This is a genomic window from Enterobacter sp. BWH64 (assembly GCF_001037645.1).
Lineage (GTDB): Bacteria > Pseudomonadota > Gammaproteobacteria > Enterobacterales > Enterobacteriaceae > Enterobacter > Enterobacter hormaechei_C.
Genome location: NZ_KQ089922.1, coordinates 1,261,353 through 1,281,561, shown reverse-complemented (window position 1 = coordinate 1,281,561; position 20,209 = coordinate 1,261,353). Strand labels below are relative to the sequence as shown.

Genomic DNA, 20,209 nt, shown 5'->3' with positions numbered 1-20,209 from the left:
TTAACGTACCTTCAGCGTTGCCAGGCCAATCAGCACCAGCATCAGCGAAATAATCCAGAAGCGCACAATGACGCGCGGCTCCGGCCAGCCTTTCAGTTCATAGTGGTGGTGAATCGGTGCCATACGGAAGATGCGCTGACCGCGCAGCTTGAAGGAACCGACCTGCAAAATCACCGACAGCGTCTCAACCACAAACACACCGCCCATGATCACCAGCAGGAACTCCTGACGCAGCAGCACGGCGATAATGCCCAGCGCGCCGCCCAGCGCCAGTGAACCGACGTCGCCCATAAAGACCTGCGCCGGATAGGTGTTAAACCACAGGAAGCCCAGCCCCGCCCCGACAATCGCCGTACAGACGATCACCAGCTCACCCGCATGTCGCAGGTACGGGATGTGCAGGTAGTTTGCAAAGTTCATGTTACCGGTCGCCCACGCCACCAGCGCGAAACCGCCCGCGACAAACACGGTTGGCATGATGGCCAGGCCGTCCAGACCATCGGTCAGGTTGACGGCATTGCCGGTGCCGACGATCACAAAGTAAGCCAGCAGAATGTAGAACAGCCCCAATTGCGGCATCACGTCTTTGAAGAACGGCACCACCAGCTCGGTGGCCGGGGTGTCTTTTCCTGCCAGATAAAGCGCGAAGGCCACGCCCAGCGCAATCACCGACATCCAGAAATACTTCCAGCGGGCGATCAAACCTTTGGTGTCTTTGCGCACGACTTTGCGGTAGTCATCAACAAAACCGATGATCCCGTAGCCAACCAGCACGGTCAGCACGCACCAGACATAGGGGTTAGACGGATAGGCCCACAGCAGAACGGACACCACAATCGCGGTCAGGATCATGATCCCGCCCATGGTCGGCGTACCGCGCTTGCTGAAGTGCGATTCCGGACCATCGTTGCGTACAACCTGGCCGAAAGAGAGTTTTTGCAGACGGGCAATCATGCGCGGGCCCATCCACAGCGAGATGAACAGCGCAGTCAGCAGGCTGACGATGGCGCGAAACGTCAGATAGGAAAAGACGTTAAAGCCTGAGTAATATTTGACCAAATGTTCGGCCAGCCAAACTAACATGTCCCGTTCTCCTGTAATGCGTGCACAACCTCTTCCATGGCGGCACTACGTGAACCTTTAACTAAAACAGTCACAATCTGTTTTTCTGTAATCAATGCCTTCAGGCGTTCGATCAGTGCAGATTTATCGGCAAAATGTTCGCCAACTTCACTGGCATCGGAAATGGCCTTGCTCAGCGTGCCTGCGCTCAATACGCGGTCAAGCCCGGCGGCTTTCGCCGCTTCACCCACCTGAACATGGCAGGCTTCGCTTTCATCACCCAGCTCGGCCATATCGCCCACAACCATCACGCGATAGCCCGGCATCTCAGACAAGACCTGCACGGCCGCCGTCATGGAGCCGACGTTAGCGTTGTAGGAGTCATCCAGCAGAAGTTTGTTTTCAGCCAGCTGGATCGGGAAAAGACGCCCCGGCACGGCTTTTAAATTTGCCAGACCTGCTTTGATCGCCGCGTGTGAGGCACCTACCGCCATTGAGAGCGCTGCCGCAGCAAGCGCATTGGCGATGTTATGACGACCGGGCAGGGGCAGCAGCACCTCGATGTCGCCCGTTGGGGTCGTGAGGGTGAACTCGGTGCCGTGTGACGTCACATGAATGTTGGTCGCCGAAAAATCACTGTTTGCCGCATTCGGTGAGAAGCGCCAGGTTTTGCGTGAACCAATGATGCTCTGCCAGTTCAGCCAGTCGTTGTTATCGGCGTTCATAATGGCGATGCCGTCATCCGGCAGGCCGGTATAAATTTCACCTTTCGCTTTCGCCACACCGGCCAGCGAACCAAAACCTTCAAGATGTGCCGCCGCCAGGTTATTCACCAGCGCCGCTTCCGGACGCGTCAGGCTCACGGTCCAGGCGATTTCGCCCTGATGGTTAGCCCCTAACTCAATCACCGCATATTCATGCTCGTGGGTCAGGCGCAGCAGCGTCATCGGTACACCGATGTCATTATTAAGGTTGCCCGCCGTATAAAGCGTGTTACCGCACTGGCTAAGGATCGCCGCCGTCATCTCTTTAACGGAGGTTTTGCCCGACGAGCCCGTCAGCGCCACGACGCGTGTTGGCACCTGCTGGCGAACCCATGCCGCCAGCTCGCCAAACGCCAGGCGCGTATCTTTCACCACAATCTGCGGCAAATCGATATCGAGCTTACGGCTGACCAGCAGCGCGCCCGCGCCGTTATCTTTAGCCTGTTGCGCAAAATCGTGGGCGTCAAAACGCTCGCCCTTCAGCGCCACAAACAGGCAGCCCGCCGTCACCTTACGGGTGTCGGTGGTCACAGCCTCAATGGTTAGATCCTGACCATGCAGCATCCCCTGCAATACCGCAGCGGCCTGGCTTAACGTAATGCTAATCATGCCACCACTCCCAGCAGACGCGCTGCCGTCACGCGGTCGGAGTAATCCAGACGACGATTGCCGACGATCTGATAATCTTCATGACCTTTACCGGCCAGCAGAACCACATCGTTCTCCTGCGCCTGCATAATGGCGTTAGTCACGGCCTCCGCACGGCCTTCGACCACGCGCGCACGACCCGCATCCAGCATGCCCGCCAGAATGTCATTGATAATGGCCCGCGGCTCTTCGGTACGCGGGTTGTCATCGGTTACCACGGGAATATCCGCGAACTGCTCAGCTATGGCGCCCATCAGCGGACGTTTGCCCTTGTCGCGATCGCCACCGCAGCCAAACACGCACCAGAGCTTGCCTGCGCAGTGCAGACGCGCCGCTTCCAGCGCTTTTTCCAGCGCATCCGGCGTGTGTGCGTAATCCACGACCACCGTCGGCTTGCCCGGCGCGCTGAACACTTCCATGCGGCCACAGACCGGTTGCAAACGCTCAGACGTTTTCAGCAGATCCGCCATCGGGTAGCCCAGCGCCAGCAGCGTCGCCAGCGCCAGCAGCAGGTTACTGACGTTAAAGGCCCCCATCAGGCGGCTTTCAATTTCACCTTCGCCCCAGGTGGAAGCGAAGCGGATCGTCGCCCCACTATCGTGGTAGTTCACCTCGACCGCCTTCAGCCAGCGGCCGCGGCAGTTCGGATTAATGCGATCTTCCATCGACACCGCCACCGCATCCGGCAGTTTTTCCAGCCAGCGGCGACCGACTTCGTCGTCGGCGTTAATGATCGCCTGCCCGTGGTGGTGAGTGGAATAAAGCAGCCATTTCGCCGCTTCGTAGTGCTCCATATCACCATGATAATCAAGGTGATCGCGGCTCAGGTTAGTAAAGACAGAGGCAGCAAATTTCAGGGCCGCCACGCGATGTTGTACCAGACCATGGGAAGAGACTTCCATCGCAGCGAAGGTCGCCCCCTGCTCAGCGAGGCCCGCCAGCACACGCTGCACGTCAACCGCCGAGCCTGTAGTGTTTTCCGTCGGGCTTACTTTGCCCAGAAGACCGTTCCCCACCGTGCCCATGACGGCACCGGCTTCGCCCAGCAGCTGCGCCCACTGCGCCATCAGCTGAGTGGTGGTGGTTTTTCCGTTGGTTCCTGTCACGCCAACCAGCTTTAACTGGTCGGAAGGTTCGTTGTAAAAACGTCCTGCCAGCGCGGAGAGACGCTCATTCAGCTGGCTGAGATAGATGACCGGCACGCCGTGCATTTCACGGATCTCACCGTCTGTTGCCTCATCTTTGGCCTCAGCAATAATGGCAGCAACACCTTGCGCAATCGCCTGCGGGATATAACGACGCCCGTCCGCCTGATGACCCACTACTGCCACAAAAAGATCGCCAGAAGCCGCTACGCGGCTGTCCAGTACCATCTCTCGCAGTGCTCGCGCAGGTAGCATAGGCACCCACGGAGCAAGAAGGTCGCGCAAATTACGATCTGCCACCTGTTCCCTCGCCTTGATTAATTACAAATTCACTTTTTTCGCCCGTCGCCAGCGCATCCGGTTCAATGTTCATGGTGCGCAACACGCCGCCCATAATAGCCCCGAACACAGGCGCGGAGACGGCGCCGCCGTAGTATTTACCCGCCTGCGGATCGTTGATGACGACCACCAGCGCAAAACGCGGATTGCTTGCAGGCGCTACGCCTGCGGTATAGGCAATGTATTTGTTGATATAGCGGCCGTCCGGCCCCACTTTTTTCGCTGTACCGGTTTTAATGGCGATACGATAGCCCTTAATTGCGGCCTTCACGCCGCCACCGCCAGGTAACGCGACGCTTTCCATCATATGCACGACGGTACGAACGATAGATTCCGGGAAAACACGTTCCCCCGGAACCGGTGGATCAACTTTGGTGATCGACAGCGGACGATAAATGCCATAGCTGCCAATCGTTGCGTAGACTCGCGCTAACTGTAAGGGAGTTACCATTAGCCCGTAGCCGAAAGAGAAGGTGGCCCTCTCTATGTCAGACCACCGTTGTTTTTGAGGATATAAGCCACTGCGTTCTCCGACCAACCCCAAATTGGTCGCCTTTCCCAGCCCAAAACGTGAGTAAGTATCTACTAACGCTGAGGACGGCATCGCTAACGCCAGTTTTGACACACCGACGTTACTCGACTTCTGTAAGACCCCGGTCAGGGTCAGTTCGCTGTAACGTGCCACGTCTTTGATTTCGTGACCGTTAATTCGATAAGGGATCGTATTCAGAACGGTATTTTCGTTGACGATGCCTCGCTGTAGAGCCGTCATCACCACCATAGGTTTTACGGTTGAGCCGGGTTCAAACACATCGGTGATGGAGCGGTTACGCATTGCATCTTTTGCTGTACCGGCAAAATTATTCGGGTTGTATGAGGGGCTACTGGCCATCGCCAGCACTTCACCTGTCGCCACATCCACCAGCACGGCGCTGCCCGATTCCGCCTTGTTAAACGCGACGGCGTTGTTCAGCTCACGATAGACCAGCGCCTGCAAGCGTTCATCAATACTCAGGGCCAGGTTGTGCGCGGCCTGGCTGTCTGTCGAGGAAATGTCTTCAATGACGCGACCATAGCGGTCTTTACGCACGATTCGCTCGCCAGGCTGGCCGGTAAGCCACTTGTCGAAGCTTTTTTCAACGCCCTCAATCCCCTGGCTATCCACGTTGGTAAAGCCAATCAGGTGCGCGGTGACTTCGCCCGAAGGATAGTAACGGCGGGATTCTTCCCGCAGATGAATGCCCGGCAGCTTCAGTTTCTTAATGTAGTCAGCCATGTCAGGGTTCACCTGACGGGCAAGATAGATAAAGCGCCCTTTCGGGTTGGCGTTAACGCGCGACGCCAGCTGATCCAGCGGCATTTTCAACGCGTCTGACAGCGCCTTCCAGCGGTTATCAAGGGTGATCCCGCCTGCATCGTGTAACTCTTTCGGATCGGCCCAGATCGCCTTCACCGGCACGCTCACCGCCAGCGGACGGCCGGAACGATCGGTGATCATCCCACGAGAGGTAGAAACTTCCTGCACGCGCAGAGAACGCATATCACCCTGACGTACCAGCATGTCAGGCGCGATGATTTGTAGCCACGCCACGCGTCCCAGCAGGAAACCCAGCGCCAGTAAAATGCAGCCGCAAAGCAACGCAAAACGCCAACTGACAAAGTTGGCCTGTTCTTCCTGGCGTTTTGGTTTTAGCGTTTTTGCCGCTGCTTTCATGCGTCGCGTTTTCCCTTATTTTTGTACTACGATATTTTCCTGCGAAGGATCAACATGCTGTAATTGCAGTTTTTCCGTTGCGATCCGTTCAACCCGGCTGTGATCGCCGAGCGCGTTTTCTTCAAGGATCAGATTTCGCCATTCAATATCCAGCGCATCGCGTTCCAGTACCATCTGTTCGCGCTGCGCAGTTAATAAACGGGTATGGTGAGCGGTGGTGACCACCATGACTGCCGTCACAATGATGCAAATGAACAAGCAGAGTGGCAGCTTCCCAAACCGCAAAAGATCGTCGCCGATCACGCCAGGCAAGGCATGGCGCTCGTTGCTTCCTAACGATCCCTTAACTTTGCTTAGGGTCTCTGTCACTCTGCTGATCATGCGTTCGTCCTCTCTGCAATACGCAGCACTGAACTACGGGCACGTGGATTCTCTGCCACCTCTTCTTCGCCCGGCATCAACTTGCCTAATGCTCGCAACTGACGGCCTCCCAGCTTTCTGAGTTGTTCTTCCGTCATCGGCAACCCAGCTGGAACCTGCGGACCGCGGCTCTGTTCACGCATAAAGCGTTTTACGATGCGATCTTCCAGCGAATGGAAGCTGATGATGGATAACCGCCCACCCGGGGCCAGCACGTCGAGCGAGCTTTTTAGCGCCAGCTCTATTTCCTCCAGTTCACTGTTTACCCAGATACGAACCGCCTGGAAGGTACGGGTCGCAGGATGTTTGTGCTTGTCCTTCACCGGCGTTGCCGCCGCAATGACTTCTGCCAGCTCTTTGGTACGGGTCATTGGCTCAACGCGGTTGCGCTCCACGATGGCGCGCGCAATACGTTTGCCAAAGCGTTCTTCACCGAAGGTTTTAATTACCCAGGCAATATCCGCTTCGTCAGCAGTTTGTAACCATTCAGCGGCAGACTGGCCGCGAGTGGGGTCCATACGCATATCTAGCGGCCCATCACGCATAAAGGAGAAGCCGCGTTCTGCATCATCAAGCTGTGGTGAAGAGACGCCAAGATCGAGGAGAATCCCGTCGATCTTGCCGGTCAGGCCGCGCTCAGCGACATAATCCGCAAGCGCAGAGAAAGGTCCATGCACGATGGAAAAGCGAGGATCATCGATGGTTTGCGCAACGGCAATCGCCTGCGGATCGCGGTCAATTGCCAGCAGGCGTCCTTCCGCTCCAAGCTGGGAGAGGATCAAACGCGAGTGACCACCGCGACCAAAAGTGCCATCAATATAGATGCCGTCTGGACGAATATTCAGGCCGTTAACGGCCTCATCCAGCAGCACCGTTGTATGTTTATAATTTTCCATCATATTTATAGAGACAAGTCCCGCAGCCGTTCCGATAATGTTGCGGAATCAGACTGCTCAGCGTCGATATCTTCCTTGACCTGTTGATACCAGGTCGTTTCGTCCCACAGTTCAAACTTGTTGAACTGCCCGACCAGCATCACTTCTTTAGTCAGACCGGCGTGTTGCCGCAACACAGGCGCAATCAATAATCGCCCGGCGCTATCCATCTGACATTCACTGGCATGTCCCAATAACAACCGCTGCACGCGGCGTTCTTGCGGGTTCATGCTCGACAGTCGCGACAGCTTTTGCTCAATGATTTCCCATTCAGGCAAAGGGTAAAGCAGCAGGCAGGGGGAGTTGATGTCAATGGTGCAAACCAGTTGACCCGAAGCGTTCTCAATCAGCTGGTCGCGGTATCGGGTTGGTACCGATAAACGCCCTTTGCTGTCGAGATTGACTAACGTTGCTCCACGGAACATGCCAGCCTCACCCCTCCTCACCACTTTAACCCACAAATTCCCACCTGAAGGAGTTTACGGAGCGAGGGAAAAGCTTGTCAAGCCAGGACTCTCTCTATACCGGCGCGAAAGCACCGTATTTACAGAGCAAGAGTGACCTGGCTAATAACTACACAACTGGCGAGGCAAAATTAACGTTATGAATATTTGTAAGAAAAAAACCGAATATGCACACGAGCGTTAAGACTCACTCAATATCATCGCAGGGAAATATAAAGTGTCAGTTTGCGACGCGGGCAGCATTTTAAGGCATATCGCCGGGGGATAACAGCACCAGATTAAGCGCAAGGCAATATGGATTCGTTCGTGTACATTGAGGGCTAAAGGGGAGAGTAAAAAATGGCTGAATATTCATCGGCTGGCGGCTGTTTGTAACAAAACAATACAAAAGAATGCCCGTTAAAAATTATAATTGCGCTTTTTAACGCCAAAACGGATTCAGAAAAATAGCCGGCTACGAATCTTAGAGATAAATCCTAATTTTTATCTGGGAATTATTTCCCGCAATAAATGCGCCGCAAAAGGGGCAGTTTTACCGCCCCTGTGGAAATATTAATGGCGGCTCAAAATCCCGCGCCGATAGAGATTACGTTTGATACGCGTAAGCCCGGGTTTCGGTTTGCGAGGTTCATCCAGGCTTGCCAGAACAATCTCAAGCACGCGCTCGGCGACGTCGCGGTGACGCTGAGCCACGGCCAGCACCGGACATTGCAGGAAGTCGAGCAGTTCGTTATCGCCGAAGGTCGCAATCGCCAGATCGGATGGCAGCTTGCCATCGCGACGTAACGTCACGTCCATCACCCCCTGCAACAGGGCAAACGAGGTGGTAAACAACGCCTGCGGCATCGGGTGCGTTTCCAGCCATTTCTCGAACAGCTGAGCAGCCGCTTCGCGCTCATAGCTGTTGGCATACAGATAATGAACGTCACGCGGATCGTCTTTCCACGCCGTACGGAACCCTTGTTCACGCAGGAAGCTCACGGATAGTTCAGGCAAAGCGCCAAGATAGAGCACCGTTTCCGCCGGGAAGGTACGCAGCTCGGCAGCCAGCATTTCTGCATCGTCCTGATCGGCACCTACGACGCTGGTGAAATGTTCACGATCCAAAGCACGATCCAGCGCCACAATCGGGAATGGATCGTTCGCCCAGCGCTGATAGAAAGGATGCTCGGGTGGTAAAGAGGTCGACACGATGATGGCGTCAACCTGACGTTGCAGCAGATGCTCAATGCAGCGCATCTCGTTGTCGGGCTGATCCTCGGAGCAGGCAATCAACAGCTGATAGCCCCGCTGACGAGCCTGACGTTCAAGATAGTTGGCGATGCGGGTATAGCTGGTGTTTTCCAGATCCGGGATCACCAGGCCAATCGAGCGGGTGCGTCCGGCACGTAAACCTGCGGCGACAGCATTCGGATGGTAATTATGCTCACGAACGACTGCCATCACTTTCTCAACGGTCTTATCGCTGACACGATACTGCTTTGCTTTACCGTTAATCACATAGCTGGCCGTGGTTCTCGACACGCCGGCGAGCCGGGCGATTTCATCCAGTTTCACAATTGCCCCTCAAAAAAAGAAAAAAGTCCATGGCCCTGTCAAGGTTATGGTTAAATATTTTAACATCTAAACGCAGAATAGCTTTCACGGCAACCGCTTTTGTCCGCGTTGTCGGCGGATTACGCAAAAAAAAGCCCGGCTTTGGCTACCGGGCTGAAAGAGGCGAACCTTTTGCGCAACTAACGCATGATTTTATCGCCGCGCGAGAGGCCAACAACGCCAGAGCGCGCAACTTCAACAATTTTTGCCACATCCCTGACGGAGGCCAGGAACGCATCCAGCTTATCGCTCGTTCCGGCAAGCTGCACAGTATATATAGAAGGCGTGACGTCAATGATCTGCCCACGGAAAATATCCGTGTTACGCTTGACCTCTTCACGGCCATAACCGCTGGCCTGAATTTTCACCAGCATCACTTCACGTTCGACGTAAGCCCCCTGCCCCAGCTCGCTGACGCGCAACACGTCCACCAGCTTGTGCAATTGCTTTTCGATCTGCTCAAGCACTTTCGCATCGCCGACAGTCTGGATCGTCATGCGGGAGAGCGTTGGATCATCGGTCGGCGCAACGGTCAGGCTTTCAATGTTGTATCCGCGCTGCGCAAAAAGCCCAATGACGCGTGACAGTGCGCCCGACTCATTTTCCAGTAATACAGATAATATCCGGCGCATATCAGGTTCTCTCCGTTTTGCTTAACCACATTTCATCCATACCACCGCCACGGATATGCATCGGATAAACGTGCTCTGTGCCGTCGACGATGACGTCCATGAAGACGAGGCGATTGTTTTTAACGTGCTCAAGCGCTTCGCCGAGCTTCGCTTCCAGCGCTGACGGATCGGTTACCCGCATGCCAATATGACCATAGGCTTCAGCCAGACGGACAAAGTCCGGAAGTGACTTCATATAAGACTGAGAGTGACGGCCGGAATAAATCATATCCTGCCACTGCTTCACCATACCGAGGTAACCGTTATTCAGGTTAAGCACCAGCACTGGCAACTCATATTGCAGCGCAGTAGAAAGCTCCTGAATATTCATCTGTATACTGCCATCACCCGTTACGCAGATAACCGTTTCGTTCGGCAACGCCAGCTTCACCCCCAGCGCGGCGGGCAGACCAAAGCCCATCGTGCCAAGCCCGCCTGAGTTGATCCAGCGACGCGGTTTATCAAACGGGTAATACAACGCAGCGAACATCTGATGCTGGCCTACGTCAGAAGTGACATACGCCTCGCCTTTGGTCAGATGCCAGATCGTCTCGATCACCGCCTGCGGCTTGATGTTCTCACTCTGCGTGTCGTATTTAAGGCACTGACGGCCGCGCCATAGTTCGATTTGCTGCCACCAGTCACGGATCTCATCCAGCGGTTGAGAGGCGGTCTCCTGCGCCAGCAGTTCCAACATTTGATCCAGCACCTGTCGTGCGTCCCCCACGATGGGCACATCCGCCGGCACCGTTTTAGAGATAGAAGTAGGATCGATATCAATGTGTAGCACCGTCGCATTTGGACAGTATTTCGCCAGGTTATTGGTGGTGCGATCGTCAAAACGTACGCCGACGGCAAAAATCACATCAGAATGGTGCATCGTCATATTGGCTTCATAGGTGCCATGCATACCCAGCATGCCCAGCGCCTGACGGTGGGTAGCCGGGAATGCTCCCAGCCCCATCAGCGATGACGCGACAGGAAGGTTCAGCTTCTCAATCAGTTCGCGTAGTTGCGTTTCACAGGCTGCATTGACGGCGCCGCCCCCCACATAGACTACGGGCTTTTTCGCAGCCAGCAGCGTTTGCAGCGCACGCTTAATCTGGCCTTTGTGCCCTTGCGTCGTCGGATTATACGAACGCATGCTCACCGACTCAGGCCACAGGTAAGGCAGTTTATTCGCGGGATTGAGAATATCTTTTGGCAGATCGACAACCACTGGCCCAGGACGACCGCTGGCGGCCAGCCAGAAGGCTTTTTTCAGCACGCCCGGGATATCTTCCGTTTGCTTAACCAGAAAGCTGTGCTTCACCACGGGGCGTGAGATCCCCACCATGTCGCATTCCTGAAACGCATCATAGCCAATCAGTGACGTCGCCACCTGTCCGGAGAGAATGACCAGTGGAATAGAGTCCATATACGCAGTCGCAATGCCGGTGATGGCATTGGTCGCTCCCGGCCCCGAAGTAACCAGCACTACACCCACTTCGCCCGTGGCGCGGGCCAGGCCGTCAGCCATATGCACAGCAGCCTGTTCATGACGAACCAGAACATGATCAATACCGCCTACCGTGTGCAGCGCGTCATAAATATCGAGAACCGCGCCTCCGGGATAGCCGAACACTTGTTTCACGCCCTGATCGATAAGCGATCGGACGACCATTTCCGCGCCAGACAACATCTCCATGCTTTGCCTCCAGGCTTTTGTTATAGACGGTCAACAGAATTCATTTCCGCGCCGTCTTCTGACAGGGTGAACCCATCTTATAATGTGCAGAGTGATGGATACCTTAACCGCTCGTTATGAGGCAGGCAATTAGCAAACGGAATGCGGGAATGGGCAATAAAAGCAGAAAAAATAGCTGTCAGACACGAATATGGTGAATTCGTCTGGTATGAGGGGAGACGCTAATAATTCATCTCTTAAAAAGAGGATGGATCAGGAAATCATCTATTTTTAAGCCGCCCTGAGCGTCTGAAAAAATGCGCACAGAACAAAATATTGCCTGCATAAAAAATCACAGAATAAACCGCATGGCACCATGCGGTTTATTCACCCTGACTTATCGACGACAAATATTGATCAGCAACTCTTCCATCCACTGATGCCCTTTATCCCGCCCCGCCGCTTCATGCCAGGAAAGATAACAGGTACGACTATTCAGCTTGAGCGGCAGAGGTAAAATTTGCAGGCTCAGCGAATCGGAGAACTCTTCAGCAAGCCAGCGCGGTGCAATAGCGACTAGCTGCGTCTGAGAAACGACATTTAAAACGCTGACCATCGCCATCCCCTGATAGGCCACGCTGGCTTGTTTATCGGCAGTGTCATACCACGGCTGACTGAACGAAGCATATCTGTCCAGAGCAACAACGGCATGCTGCTCGCTGTAAACATCGCTTTCACGCAGCGGCGAATTCATGCGTGGATGTTTTTTGCTGGCGACTAACACCATTTCATCTTTAAACAACGGAACACATGCAAACTCTGGACGGCGAAACTCTTCGTAGCCCAGAACGAACTCCGTTTCCTGATAACGAAGCTGGTGCTCAGTGTTTTGATTTAAAGATGATTTAAAAACGAGATGAATATTAGGAGCAATCTGTTCAACTTTATTATATATAACAGACGTCAAATAATTGTCTAACGGACTGCAAACACAGAGATGGAAAACCCGCTCACTGCTTAAAGGTTCAAACCCTGAGCCGGGAAGCTCATTTTGAACCAGCTGTAGCGCCTGACGAATCGAACCGAATAGCTGGAATGCACGCGCCGTGGGCTGGATACCTCTTCCATACCGGACGAATAACTCGTCGTTAAACATCACCTTAAGTCTGGCTACGGCATTACTCACGGCAGGTTGAGACATTCCCAGAGATTGCGCTGCTCGCGTAATATTCTGCTCCTGCATAACTGCATCAAATACAGTTAACAGGTTGAGATCCACTGTGCGTAACTGAGGCTTAACCCCATCATAAGGCTGTGGTTGGTTAATATTATTTTCTGGCATTTCTGACTCCACTGTCACGCTAAATTCCCTTTGCCAAAGTACAGTAATAACTTCGAAAAATATGATTTACCATGCATATACAACAAGCGAAAGGAAATTATTTAAAATTCAGAATATATAAAGAACCCTCATTCAAGAGATGCCATTAAGCATCCCCTGAATGAAGAGCTAAAAATCGTTCAAATGATATCTAAAACTTTAATGCAGGCATGAAACCATAAAGCTGGCAAATACACAATCACCGCCTTAGTTAATAATAACTTAAGTATTATTAAACTATGAAGGCCATACACCACGATTTCATTAACAAAATGATATCAATATTGATAACTTTCCCGCCCATGATTCATTCATAGAACTTATAACTCAATGAAATAAAACACATTCCATTTCACAGCACATCGGTAAAAATACTGTGTTCAATTGCTACCAATTATATTCAAATTATTCCAGAGATGAATCTCAAGTCCAATAATAGACAATTAAATCGGTTAACAGCGTAAAAACCAGCACAATTAGCTAATGTGTTTATCCTGCGCTGAGTGGCCGTTTTGCCTGAGAGGGGTTGACATGAGTCAGCGTATCCAGTACCACTAAAAGCATATCGCATTCATCTGGAGCACGATTCATGATTCGCACCCTTCGTTTCACCGGTCTACTACTACTAAACGCATCCACTGTGCGCGGTAGACTGGCGGGCGAAATTCAGCGTTGAATCGTCTTCAGTAAAACTAAAAACCCGCGCCACTGCGCGGGTTTTTTTATGCTCGTAGCAAGGCGCCCTAAGACTGACAAGGACCTAACCCATGAGCCAGCAAGTCGTTATTTTCGATACTACTTTACGTGACGGTGAACAGGCATTACAGGCGAGCCTGAGTGTTAAAGAAAAACTGCAAATTGCGCTGGCCCTCGAACGCATGGGTGTAGACGTAATGGAAGTCGGCTTTCCCGTCTCCTCGCCGGGTGATTTCGAGTCAGTACAGACCATCGCCCGCACCATCAAAAACAGCCGCGTATGCGGTCTGGCTCGCTGCGTTGAGAAAGATATTGATGTGGCCGCGGAATCCCTGAAAGTTGCAGAAGCCTTCCGTATCCATACATTCATTGCCACCTCCCCCATGCACATTGCAACCAAGCTGCGCAGCACGCTGGATGAAGTGATCGAACGTGCGGTGTATATGGTTAAACGCGCGCGTAACTATACTGATGACGTCGAATTCTCCTGTGAAGATGCAGGCCGCACGCCGATTGACGATTTGGCCCGTGTAGTGGAAGCCGCGATTAATGCCGGAGCCAGAACCATCAACATCCCGGATACCGTCGGCTACACCATGCCGTTTGAGTTCTCTAACATCATCACCGGCCTGTACGACCGCGTACCTAATATTGATAAAGCCATCATCTCTGTTCACACCCACGATGATTTGGGTCTGGCTGTGGGCAATGCCATCGCTGCCGTCCACGCCGGCGCGCGTCAGGTAGAAGGGGCAATGAACGGCATTGGTGAACGCGCCGGCAACTGCTCGCTGGAAGAAGTGATCATGGCGATCAAGGTGCGCAAAGACATTATGAACGTACACACTCGCATCAATCACAACGAAATCTGGCGCACCAGCCAGACCGTGAGCCAGATTTGCAATATGCCGATCCCGGCGAACAAGGCGATTGTTGGTACTGGCGCGTTCGCTCACTCCTCCGGTATTCACCAGGATGGCGTGCTGAAGAACCGTGAAAACTACGAAATCATGACTCCGGAATCCATCGGTCTGAACCAGGTTCAGCTGAACCTGACCTCGCGCTCTGGCCGCGCGGCGGTGAAACACCGTATGGAAGAGATGGGGTATCAGGACAGCGATTACAACATGGATCAGCTGTACGACGCATTCCTGAAACTGGCTGACAAGAAAGGCCAGGTCTTCGATTACGACCTGGAAGCGCTGGCATTCATCAACAAACAGCAGGAAGAGCCAGAACACTTCCGTCTGGACTACTTCACCGTTCAGTCAGGCTCAAGTGATATCGCTACCGCCTCCGTCAAGCTGGCCTGCGGCGATGAAATTAAAGCGGAAGCCGCCAACGGTAACGGCCCTGTGGATGCCATTTACCAGGCGATTAACCGCGTCACTGAGTACGACGTAGAGCTGGTGAAATACGACCTGACGGCAAAAGGGCACGGTAAAGACGCCCTGGGCCAGGTTGATATCGTCGTCAACTATAACGGTCGCCGCTTCCACGGTGTGGGTCTGGCGACAGATATCGTCGAATCCTCCGCGAAAGCGATGGTGCATGTCCTGAACAACATCTGGCGCGCAGCCGAAGTCGAAAAAGAGTTGCAACGCAAAGCTCAGAATAAAGAGAACAACAAGGAAACCGTGTGATGTCGAAGAATTACCATATTGCTGTGTTGCCGGGTGACGGTATTGGCCCGGAAGTGATGACACAGGCGCTGAAAGTACTGGAAGCCGTTCGTTCGCGTTTTGCGATGAAAATTACCACCAGCCACTACGACGTGGGCGGTATTGCCATTGATAACCACGGTACTCCCCTGCCGAAAGGGACTGTAGAAGGCTGCGAGAATGCCGATGCCGTTCTGTTTGGCTCAGTGGGTGGCCCTAAGTGGGAACACCTGCCTCCAGCAGAGCAGCCAGAGCGCGGCGCGCTGCTGCCGCTGCGTAAACACTTCAAACTGTTCAGCAACCTGCGTCCCGCGAAGCTGTACCCGGGGCTGGAAGAGTTCTGCCCGCTGCGCGCCGATATCGCCGCCAACGGTTTCGACATTCTCTGCGTGCGTGAGCTGACCGGCGGGATCTACTTCGGGCAGCCAAAAGGCCGCGAAGGCAGCGGTCAGCATGAGAAAGCGTTTGATACCGAGGTGTATCACCGTTTTGAAATTGAACGTATCGCTCATATCGCGTTTGAGTCAGCGCGCAAACGCCGCCGTAAAGTGACCTCTATTGATAAAGCGAACGTGCTCCAGTCGTCTATTTTGTGGCGCGAAATCGTCAGTGAAGTTGCCAGGCAGTACCCGGACGTTGAGCTGTCACATATGTATATCGACAACGCAACGATGCAGCTGATTAAAGATCCGTCCCAGTTTGACGTGCTGCTGTGCTCCAACCTGTTCGGCGATATTCTCTCGGATGAATGCGCGATGATCACCGGCTCCATGGGCATGCTGCCCTCGGCCAGCCTGAACGAAGAAGGCTTTGGCCTGTACGAACCGGCGGGCGGCTCCGCGCCGGATATCGCAGGTAAAAACATCGCCAACCCGATTGCGCAGATCCTCTCCCTGGCTCTGCTGCTGCGCTACAGCCTGGATGCAGGCGATGCAGCAACCGCAATTGAAAACGCCATTAACCGGGCATTAGAAGAAGGCGTCCGTACCGGTGATTTAGCACGCGGCACGGCGGCAGTCAGTACCGATGAAATGGGCGACATCATTGCCCGCTATGTCGCTGAAGGGGTGTAATCATGGCTAAGACGTTATATGAGAAGTTGTTTGATGCGCACGTTGTTTACGAAGCACCAAACGAAACCCCACTGTTGTACATCGACCGTCATCTGGTACACGAAGTGACCTCTCCTCAGGCATTTGACGGCCTGCGCGCGCATAAGCGCCCGGTGCGTCAGCCGGGTAAAACCTTTGCCACGATGGATCACAACGTTTCCACCCAGACCAAAGACATCAATGCATCTGGCGAGATGGCGCGTATCCAGATGCAGGAGCTGATTAAGAACTGTAACGAGTTTGGCGTGGAGCTGTACGATCTGAACCACCCCTATCAGGGCATCGTCCACGTAATGGGGCCTGAGCAGGGGATTACTCTGCCGGGCATGACCATCGTCTGCGGTGACTCCCACACCGCGACGCACGGCGCATTTGGCGCCCTGGCGTTCGGGATTGGGACCTCTGAAGTTGAACACGTTCTGGCGACGCAGACCCTGAAGCAGGGCCGCGCCAAAACCATGAAGATTGAAGTGAAGGGTAAAGCTGCGCCGGGTATCACCGCGAAAGATATCGTGCTGGCGATTATCGGCAAAACCGGCAGCGCAGGCGGCACCGGTCACGTCGTGGAATTCTGCGGCGACGCTATCCAGGCGCTGAGCATTGAAGGTCGTATGACCCTGTGCAACATGGCCATTGAGATGGGCGCCAAAGCAGGCCTGGTGGCCCCAGACGAAACCACCTTCAACTATGTGAAGGGGCGTCTGCATGCGCCGAAAGGTCAGAATTTTGACGACGCGGTAGCGTACTGGAAAACCCTGAAAACGGACGAGGGGGCAATTTTTGATACCGTTGTGACGTTACAGGCGGAAGAAATCGCCCCGCAGGTCACCTGGGGCACCAACCCGGGCCAGGTGATTTCCGTCAACGACAGTATTCCTGACCCGGCCTCCTTTGCCGATCCGGTCGAACGTGCCAGTGCGGAAAAAGCGCTGGCTTACATGGGGCTGAAACCCGGCGTACCGCTGACCGACGTGAGCATTGATAAAGTATTCATTGGCTCCTGTACCAACTCCCGTATTGAAGATTTACGCGCTGCGGCAGAAATCGCTAAAGGCCGCAAAGTGGCGCCGGGCGTGCAGGCGCTGGTTGTGCCAGGCTCCGGTCCGGTGAAAGCCCAGGCGGAAGCGGAGGGTCTGGATAAGATCTTTATCGAAGCAGGCTTCGAGTGGCGCCTGCCGGGTTGCTCCATGTGTCTGGCGATGAACAACGACCGCCTGAATCCGGGCGAGCGCTGTGCTTCCACCAGCAACCGTAACTTTGAAGGCCGTCAGGGCCGCGGTGGGCGCACCCACCTGGTCAGCCCGGCAATGGCCGCCGCTGCGGCAGTCACCGGTCATTTCGCCGATATTCGCAGCCTGAAATAAGGAGACAATCATGGCAGAGAAATTTACCCAACATACGGGCCGGGTTGTCCCTCTGGACGCCGCTAACGTCGATACTGACGCGATCATTCCTAAGCAGTTTTTGCAGAAAGTGACGCGCACGGGTTTTGGTGCGCATCTGTTCAACGACTGGCGTTTCCTCGACGATAAAGGCGAAGTGCCGAACCCGGAATTCGTCCTGAACTTTCCGGAATACAAAGGCGCCTCCATTTTGCTGGCGCGGGAAAACTTTGGCTGCGGATCGTCGCGTGAACATGCGCCCTGGGCATTAACCGACTACGGCTTTAAGGTGGTTATCGCCCCGAGCTTCGCGGATATCTTCTACGGCAACAGCTTCAACAACCAGCTGCTGCCGGTGACGCTGAGTGACGAACAGGTCGATGAACTGTTTGCGCTGGTGCAGGCGAATCCGGGGATTTCGTTTGAGGTGGATCTGGAAGCGGAAGTGGTGAAAGCCGGGGATAAGATCTACAGCTTCAGCATTGATGCGTTCCGCCGCCACTGCATGCTGAACGGTCTGGATAGCATTGGCCTGACGCTGCAACACGAAGAGGCTATCTCCGCTTACGAGAAAAAACAGCCTGCGTTTATGGGTTAAAGGCAATGGCCCGCAGGGCGCGGGCCATTGATAAGGGTGCGTTGAGGCTCAACCACTCTGGAGTGGCGGGGAAAACTCCCCGCCAATACTGCTAACGTTTTGCTTCGTAAGCCAACACTGCCGCCAGCTCTGTTTTCTCCTGTCTGAAGTGCAGCTCACACAGCGAGTCGCGCACCATCCAGGTGAAGATCAACAGCGTCGTACAGATCAGAAACAAACCTAACAGCAGAGTACGTTTTGGCATTCAGCCTCCTTATTGCTTTTCGGCAATGAAGAGACTAACCTCGCAATGTTGGTTGTGAAGTTGGTCTCCCCATCAGTTTTTTGATGTGGGACTCTCCACTGTTTGCCTCTTGCGAAAGCCTGAGGCAAACAGCCTCAAGCACCCGTCACGCACTCTATGCGCCTTCTCTGCGCCTGTCAGAAAATCGTTTCATTTCGTGAAGCCGCCTTCCAGAATCAAACGTCTTTTACCCGGCACGTCAGCATCAGCGTGACGAGCGAAATCGCTGCGATCACCCAGTACACGGATGCATGCCCATAGCTTTGCGACAGTGCCCCCTGAATCACCCCTGCCAGAATCACGCCGGTAGAGATACTGTTGGTAAACAGCGTGGTCGCGGAGCCTGCGCGCCCCGGCATTAAATCCTGGAACCAGAGCATGCCTATCCCGGCAACGATTCCGATAAACACCGCGTTAAACAGCTGTAAAGCCAGCAAGGCTTCACGCGAATGGAACAGGATCAGCCCCGCGTAGAACAGTACCCCGGCCGCCACGGCGACGACCATCATCCGACGCTTTCCGAAACGTTTGACGTAGTAACCCGCCAGAATCATCGCCGGGATCTCCAGCCCGGCAGCGGTGCCCATCAGAATACCCGCGAGCTTGTCGGGCAGTCCCAGATCGCTGCTGATCCACAGCGGCATATCAATAATGTACATGGTGTTGCAGGTCCACATCAGCGTGGAGGCGATAAACAACATGCGGACGTTTTTATCCTGCCAGCCGCTCACCTGCGTGATGGGCTTGTCCGTCACCTGCTCTACGCGCGCCACCGATGGCAGCGCAAAGGCTATCAGCGCCAGGCTGATGACAAAAATCCCCGCCGCGATGGAAAACATGGTGGTGAAGCCGTAGTTCAGCGCCAGCATAAACGCCAGCGGCGGACCGATGACCCACGCGAGAGAGAGCTGCGCACGCATCACCGAGCTGAACATCACCACTTCCCTCGCCGAGCTGTCGGCGTACTCCCGGGCCAGGGCGAACAGTTGCGGCATCGCGGTGTTCGCCAGAGAGGCCAGCAGCACGCCGCAGGTAATGAGCGTCAGGTAATGGCGGTTGAAGGCAAACAGCAGCGCGTTGCCCACGGCCATGGCGCAACAAAAGAGGATCAGCTTACGGCGATCGCCCTGGCTGTCGGATCGTTTCGCCAGCCACAGGCTGACGAGGATCCCGGCAATGGCGTTGACGGTGTAGAACAGACCCACCCAAAACGGCTGCGCCCCCACCTCGCGGCTGAGAAACAGGCTCAACGTCGGCGCCTGTAGCGCGCCGGCCACACCCATCATGAAGGCCACCAGCATAAAAGCGGCGTACACGCCATTCAGGCGTCGCCCCATCGTCATCAACCAGAGCATGCGCAAGTCCTTATGAAAGCGAATCGAAATTGGGTGAAATAGTAAACGAAAAAAGCCAGCAAAAAACATTTTGCTGGCGGGTGATTAGCACCAATACTCAGTCACACATGATCGAGGCGAGTTAGCGAGAAGAGGTCGGTTTCGTAACGTCCCACTGCATCAGATCTTCCAGTATTCTCAGCCGCTGCTCTGCGCACTGGCGGGCCAGCCAGGACACTCCCTTTGTCGCTGAAAAATAGTGCTGATAAAACTGACGTGCGGTAGACCTCTTCATAATTTACCTCCTCGCTTCATCGAAAAGGATTATTGGCTTAATA

At 54.3% G+C, this 20,209-nt stretch carries 19 protein-coding genes; 5 read left to right on the top strand and 14 right to left on the bottom strand.

Annotated elements, in window-relative coordinates; all coding sequences use genetic code 11:
• The 11 genes from mraY to leuO all read right to left on the bottom strand — a co-directional run bounded on the left by mraY (position 1) and on the right by leuO (position 12,766).
• Positions 1–1,083 (bottom strand): phospho-N-acetylmuramoyl-pentapeptide-transferase, encoded by a 1,083-nt coding sequence (gene mraY / locus SK50_RS06085; protein ID WP_003856353.1) that lies wholly within the window; start codon positions 1,081–1,083, stop codon positions 1–3.
• The gene (gene murF, locus SK50_RS06080) at positions 1,077–2,435 is read right to left on the bottom strand and encodes a UDP-N-acetylmuramoyl-tripeptide--D-alanyl-D-alanine ligase (RefSeq protein ID WP_023303078.1); all 1,359 of its coding nucleotides are present in this window, start codon (positions 2,433–2,435) and stop codon (positions 1,077–1,079) included. Before murF ends, mraY begins: the two co-directional genes overlap by 7 nt.
• Positions 2,432–3,919, bottom strand: a complete 1,488-nt coding sequence (gene murE, locus SK50_RS06075) for a UDP-N-acetylmuramoyl-L-alanyl-D-glutamate--2,6-diaminopimelate ligase (RefSeq protein ID WP_017694519.1) — start codon at positions 3,917–3,919, stop codon at positions 2,432–2,434. The genes murF and murE overlap by 4 nt, the downstream gene beginning before the upstream one ends.
• Positions 3,906–5,672, bottom strand: coding sequence for a peptidoglycan glycosyltransferase FtsI (gene ftsI / locus SK50_RS06070; protein ID WP_003856361.1), 1,767 nt, complete (start codon positions 5,670–5,672; stop codon positions 3,906–3,908). The genes murE and ftsI overlap by 14 nt, the downstream gene beginning before the upstream one ends.
• A 15-nt stretch (positions 5,673–5,687) precedes the next feature.
• Positions 5,688–6,053: a cell division protein FtsL gene (ftsL, locus tag SK50_RS06065; protein WP_003856363.1), complete on the bottom strand. Its 366-nt coding sequence runs from the start codon at positions 6,051–6,053 to the stop codon at positions 5,688–5,690.
• The gene (rsmH, locus tag SK50_RS06060; RefSeq protein WP_003856366.1) at positions 6,050–6,991 is read right to left on the bottom strand and encodes a 16S rRNA (cytosine(1402)-N(4))-methyltransferase RsmH; all 942 of its coding nucleotides are present in this window, start codon (positions 6,989–6,991) and stop codon (positions 6,050–6,052) included. The genes ftsL and rsmH overlap by 4 nt, the downstream gene beginning before the upstream one ends.
• Positions 6,992–6,993: 2 nt before the next feature.
• Positions 6,994–7,452, bottom strand: coding sequence for a division/cell wall cluster transcriptional repressor MraZ (gene mraZ / locus SK50_RS06055; protein ID WP_006810119.1), 459 nt, complete (start codon positions 7,450–7,452; stop codon positions 6,994–6,996).
• Between the two features lie 591 nt (positions 7,453–8,043).
• A complete protein-coding gene (cra, locus tag SK50_RS06050; protein WP_003856369.1) occupies positions 8,044–9,048 on the bottom strand; it encodes a catabolite repressor/activator in 1,005 nt (334 codons plus the stop codon).
• A 179-nt stretch (positions 9,049–9,227) separates the two neighbouring features.
• Positions 9,228–9,719: an acetolactate synthase small subunit gene (gene ilvN, locus SK50_RS06045; protein WP_003856371.1), complete on the bottom strand. Its 492-nt coding sequence runs from the start codon at positions 9,717–9,719 to the stop codon at positions 9,228–9,230.
• 1 nt (position 9,720) lies between these two features.
• Positions 9,721–11,445, bottom strand: coding sequence for an acetolactate synthase 3 large subunit (gene ilvI / locus SK50_RS06040; protein ID WP_017694520.1), 1,725 nt, complete (start codon positions 11,443–11,445; stop codon positions 9,721–9,723).
• Positions 11,446–11,821: 376 nt separating this feature from the next.
• Positions 11,822–12,766, bottom strand: coding sequence for a transcriptional regulator LeuO (leuO, locus tag SK50_RS06035; RefSeq protein ID WP_017383788.1), 945 nt, complete (start codon positions 12,764–12,766; stop codon positions 11,822–11,824).
• 628 nt (positions 12,767–13,394) lie between these two features.
• Between leuO and leuL the strand changes: the two genes are divergently transcribed.
• The 5 genes from leuL (at position 13,395) to leuD (ending at position 18,254) form a co-directional block, all read left to right on the top strand.
• Positions 13,395–13,481 (top strand): leu operon leader peptide, encoded by an 87-nt coding sequence (leuL, locus tag SK50_RS24270; RefSeq protein WP_057979999.1) that lies wholly within the window; start codon positions 13,395–13,397, stop codon positions 13,479–13,481.
• A 91-nt stretch (positions 13,482–13,572) separates the two neighbouring features.
• Positions 13,573–15,144: a 2-isopropylmalate synthase gene (gene leuA / locus SK50_RS06030; RefSeq protein ID WP_017383789.1), complete on the top strand. Its 1,572-nt coding sequence runs from the start codon at positions 13,573–13,575 to the stop codon at positions 15,142–15,144.
• Complete coding sequence (gene leuB, locus SK50_RS06025; protein ID WP_017694521.1) at positions 15,144–16,235, top strand: 3-isopropylmalate dehydrogenase; 1,092 nt, start codon at positions 15,144–15,146, stop codon at positions 16,233–16,235. The genes leuA and leuB overlap by 1 nt, the downstream gene beginning before the upstream one ends.
• A gap of 2 nt (positions 16,236–16,237) precedes the next feature.
• Complete coding sequence (leuC, locus tag SK50_RS06020) at positions 16,238–17,638, top strand: 3-isopropylmalate dehydratase large subunit (RefSeq protein ID WP_015572663.1); 1,401 nt, start codon at positions 16,238–16,240, stop codon at positions 17,636–17,638.
• 10 nt (positions 17,639–17,648) lie between these two features.
• A complete protein-coding gene (gene leuD, locus SK50_RS06015) occupies positions 17,649–18,254 on the top strand; it encodes a 3-isopropylmalate dehydratase small subunit (RefSeq protein WP_015572662.1) in 606 nt (201 codons plus the stop codon).
• 91 nt (positions 18,255–18,345) lie between these two features.
• Here the strand turns inward: leuD and SK50_RS06010 are convergent, their stop codons facing one another.
• From SK50_RS06010 to sgrT, 3 genes are all read right to left on the bottom strand, one after another.
• On the bottom strand, positions 18,346–18,498 hold the full coding sequence (locus tag SK50_RS06010; RefSeq protein WP_010427008.1) for a Hok/Gef family protein: 153 nt from the start codon (positions 18,496–18,498) through the stop codon (positions 18,346–18,348).
• A 215-nt stretch (positions 18,499–18,713) separates the two neighbouring features.
• The gene (locus tag SK50_RS06005) at positions 18,714–19,892 is read right to left on the bottom strand and encodes a sugar efflux transporter (protein WP_015572661.1); all 1,179 of its coding nucleotides are present in this window, start codon (positions 19,890–19,892) and stop codon (positions 18,714–18,716) included.
• Between the two features lie 121 nt (positions 19,893–20,013).
• Positions 20,014–20,166: a glucose uptake inhibitor SgrT gene (sgrT, locus tag SK50_RS06000; protein WP_003856388.1), complete on the bottom strand. Its 153-nt coding sequence runs from the start codon at positions 20,164–20,166 to the stop codon at positions 20,014–20,016.
• Positions 20,167–20,209: the final 43 nt, after the last annotated feature.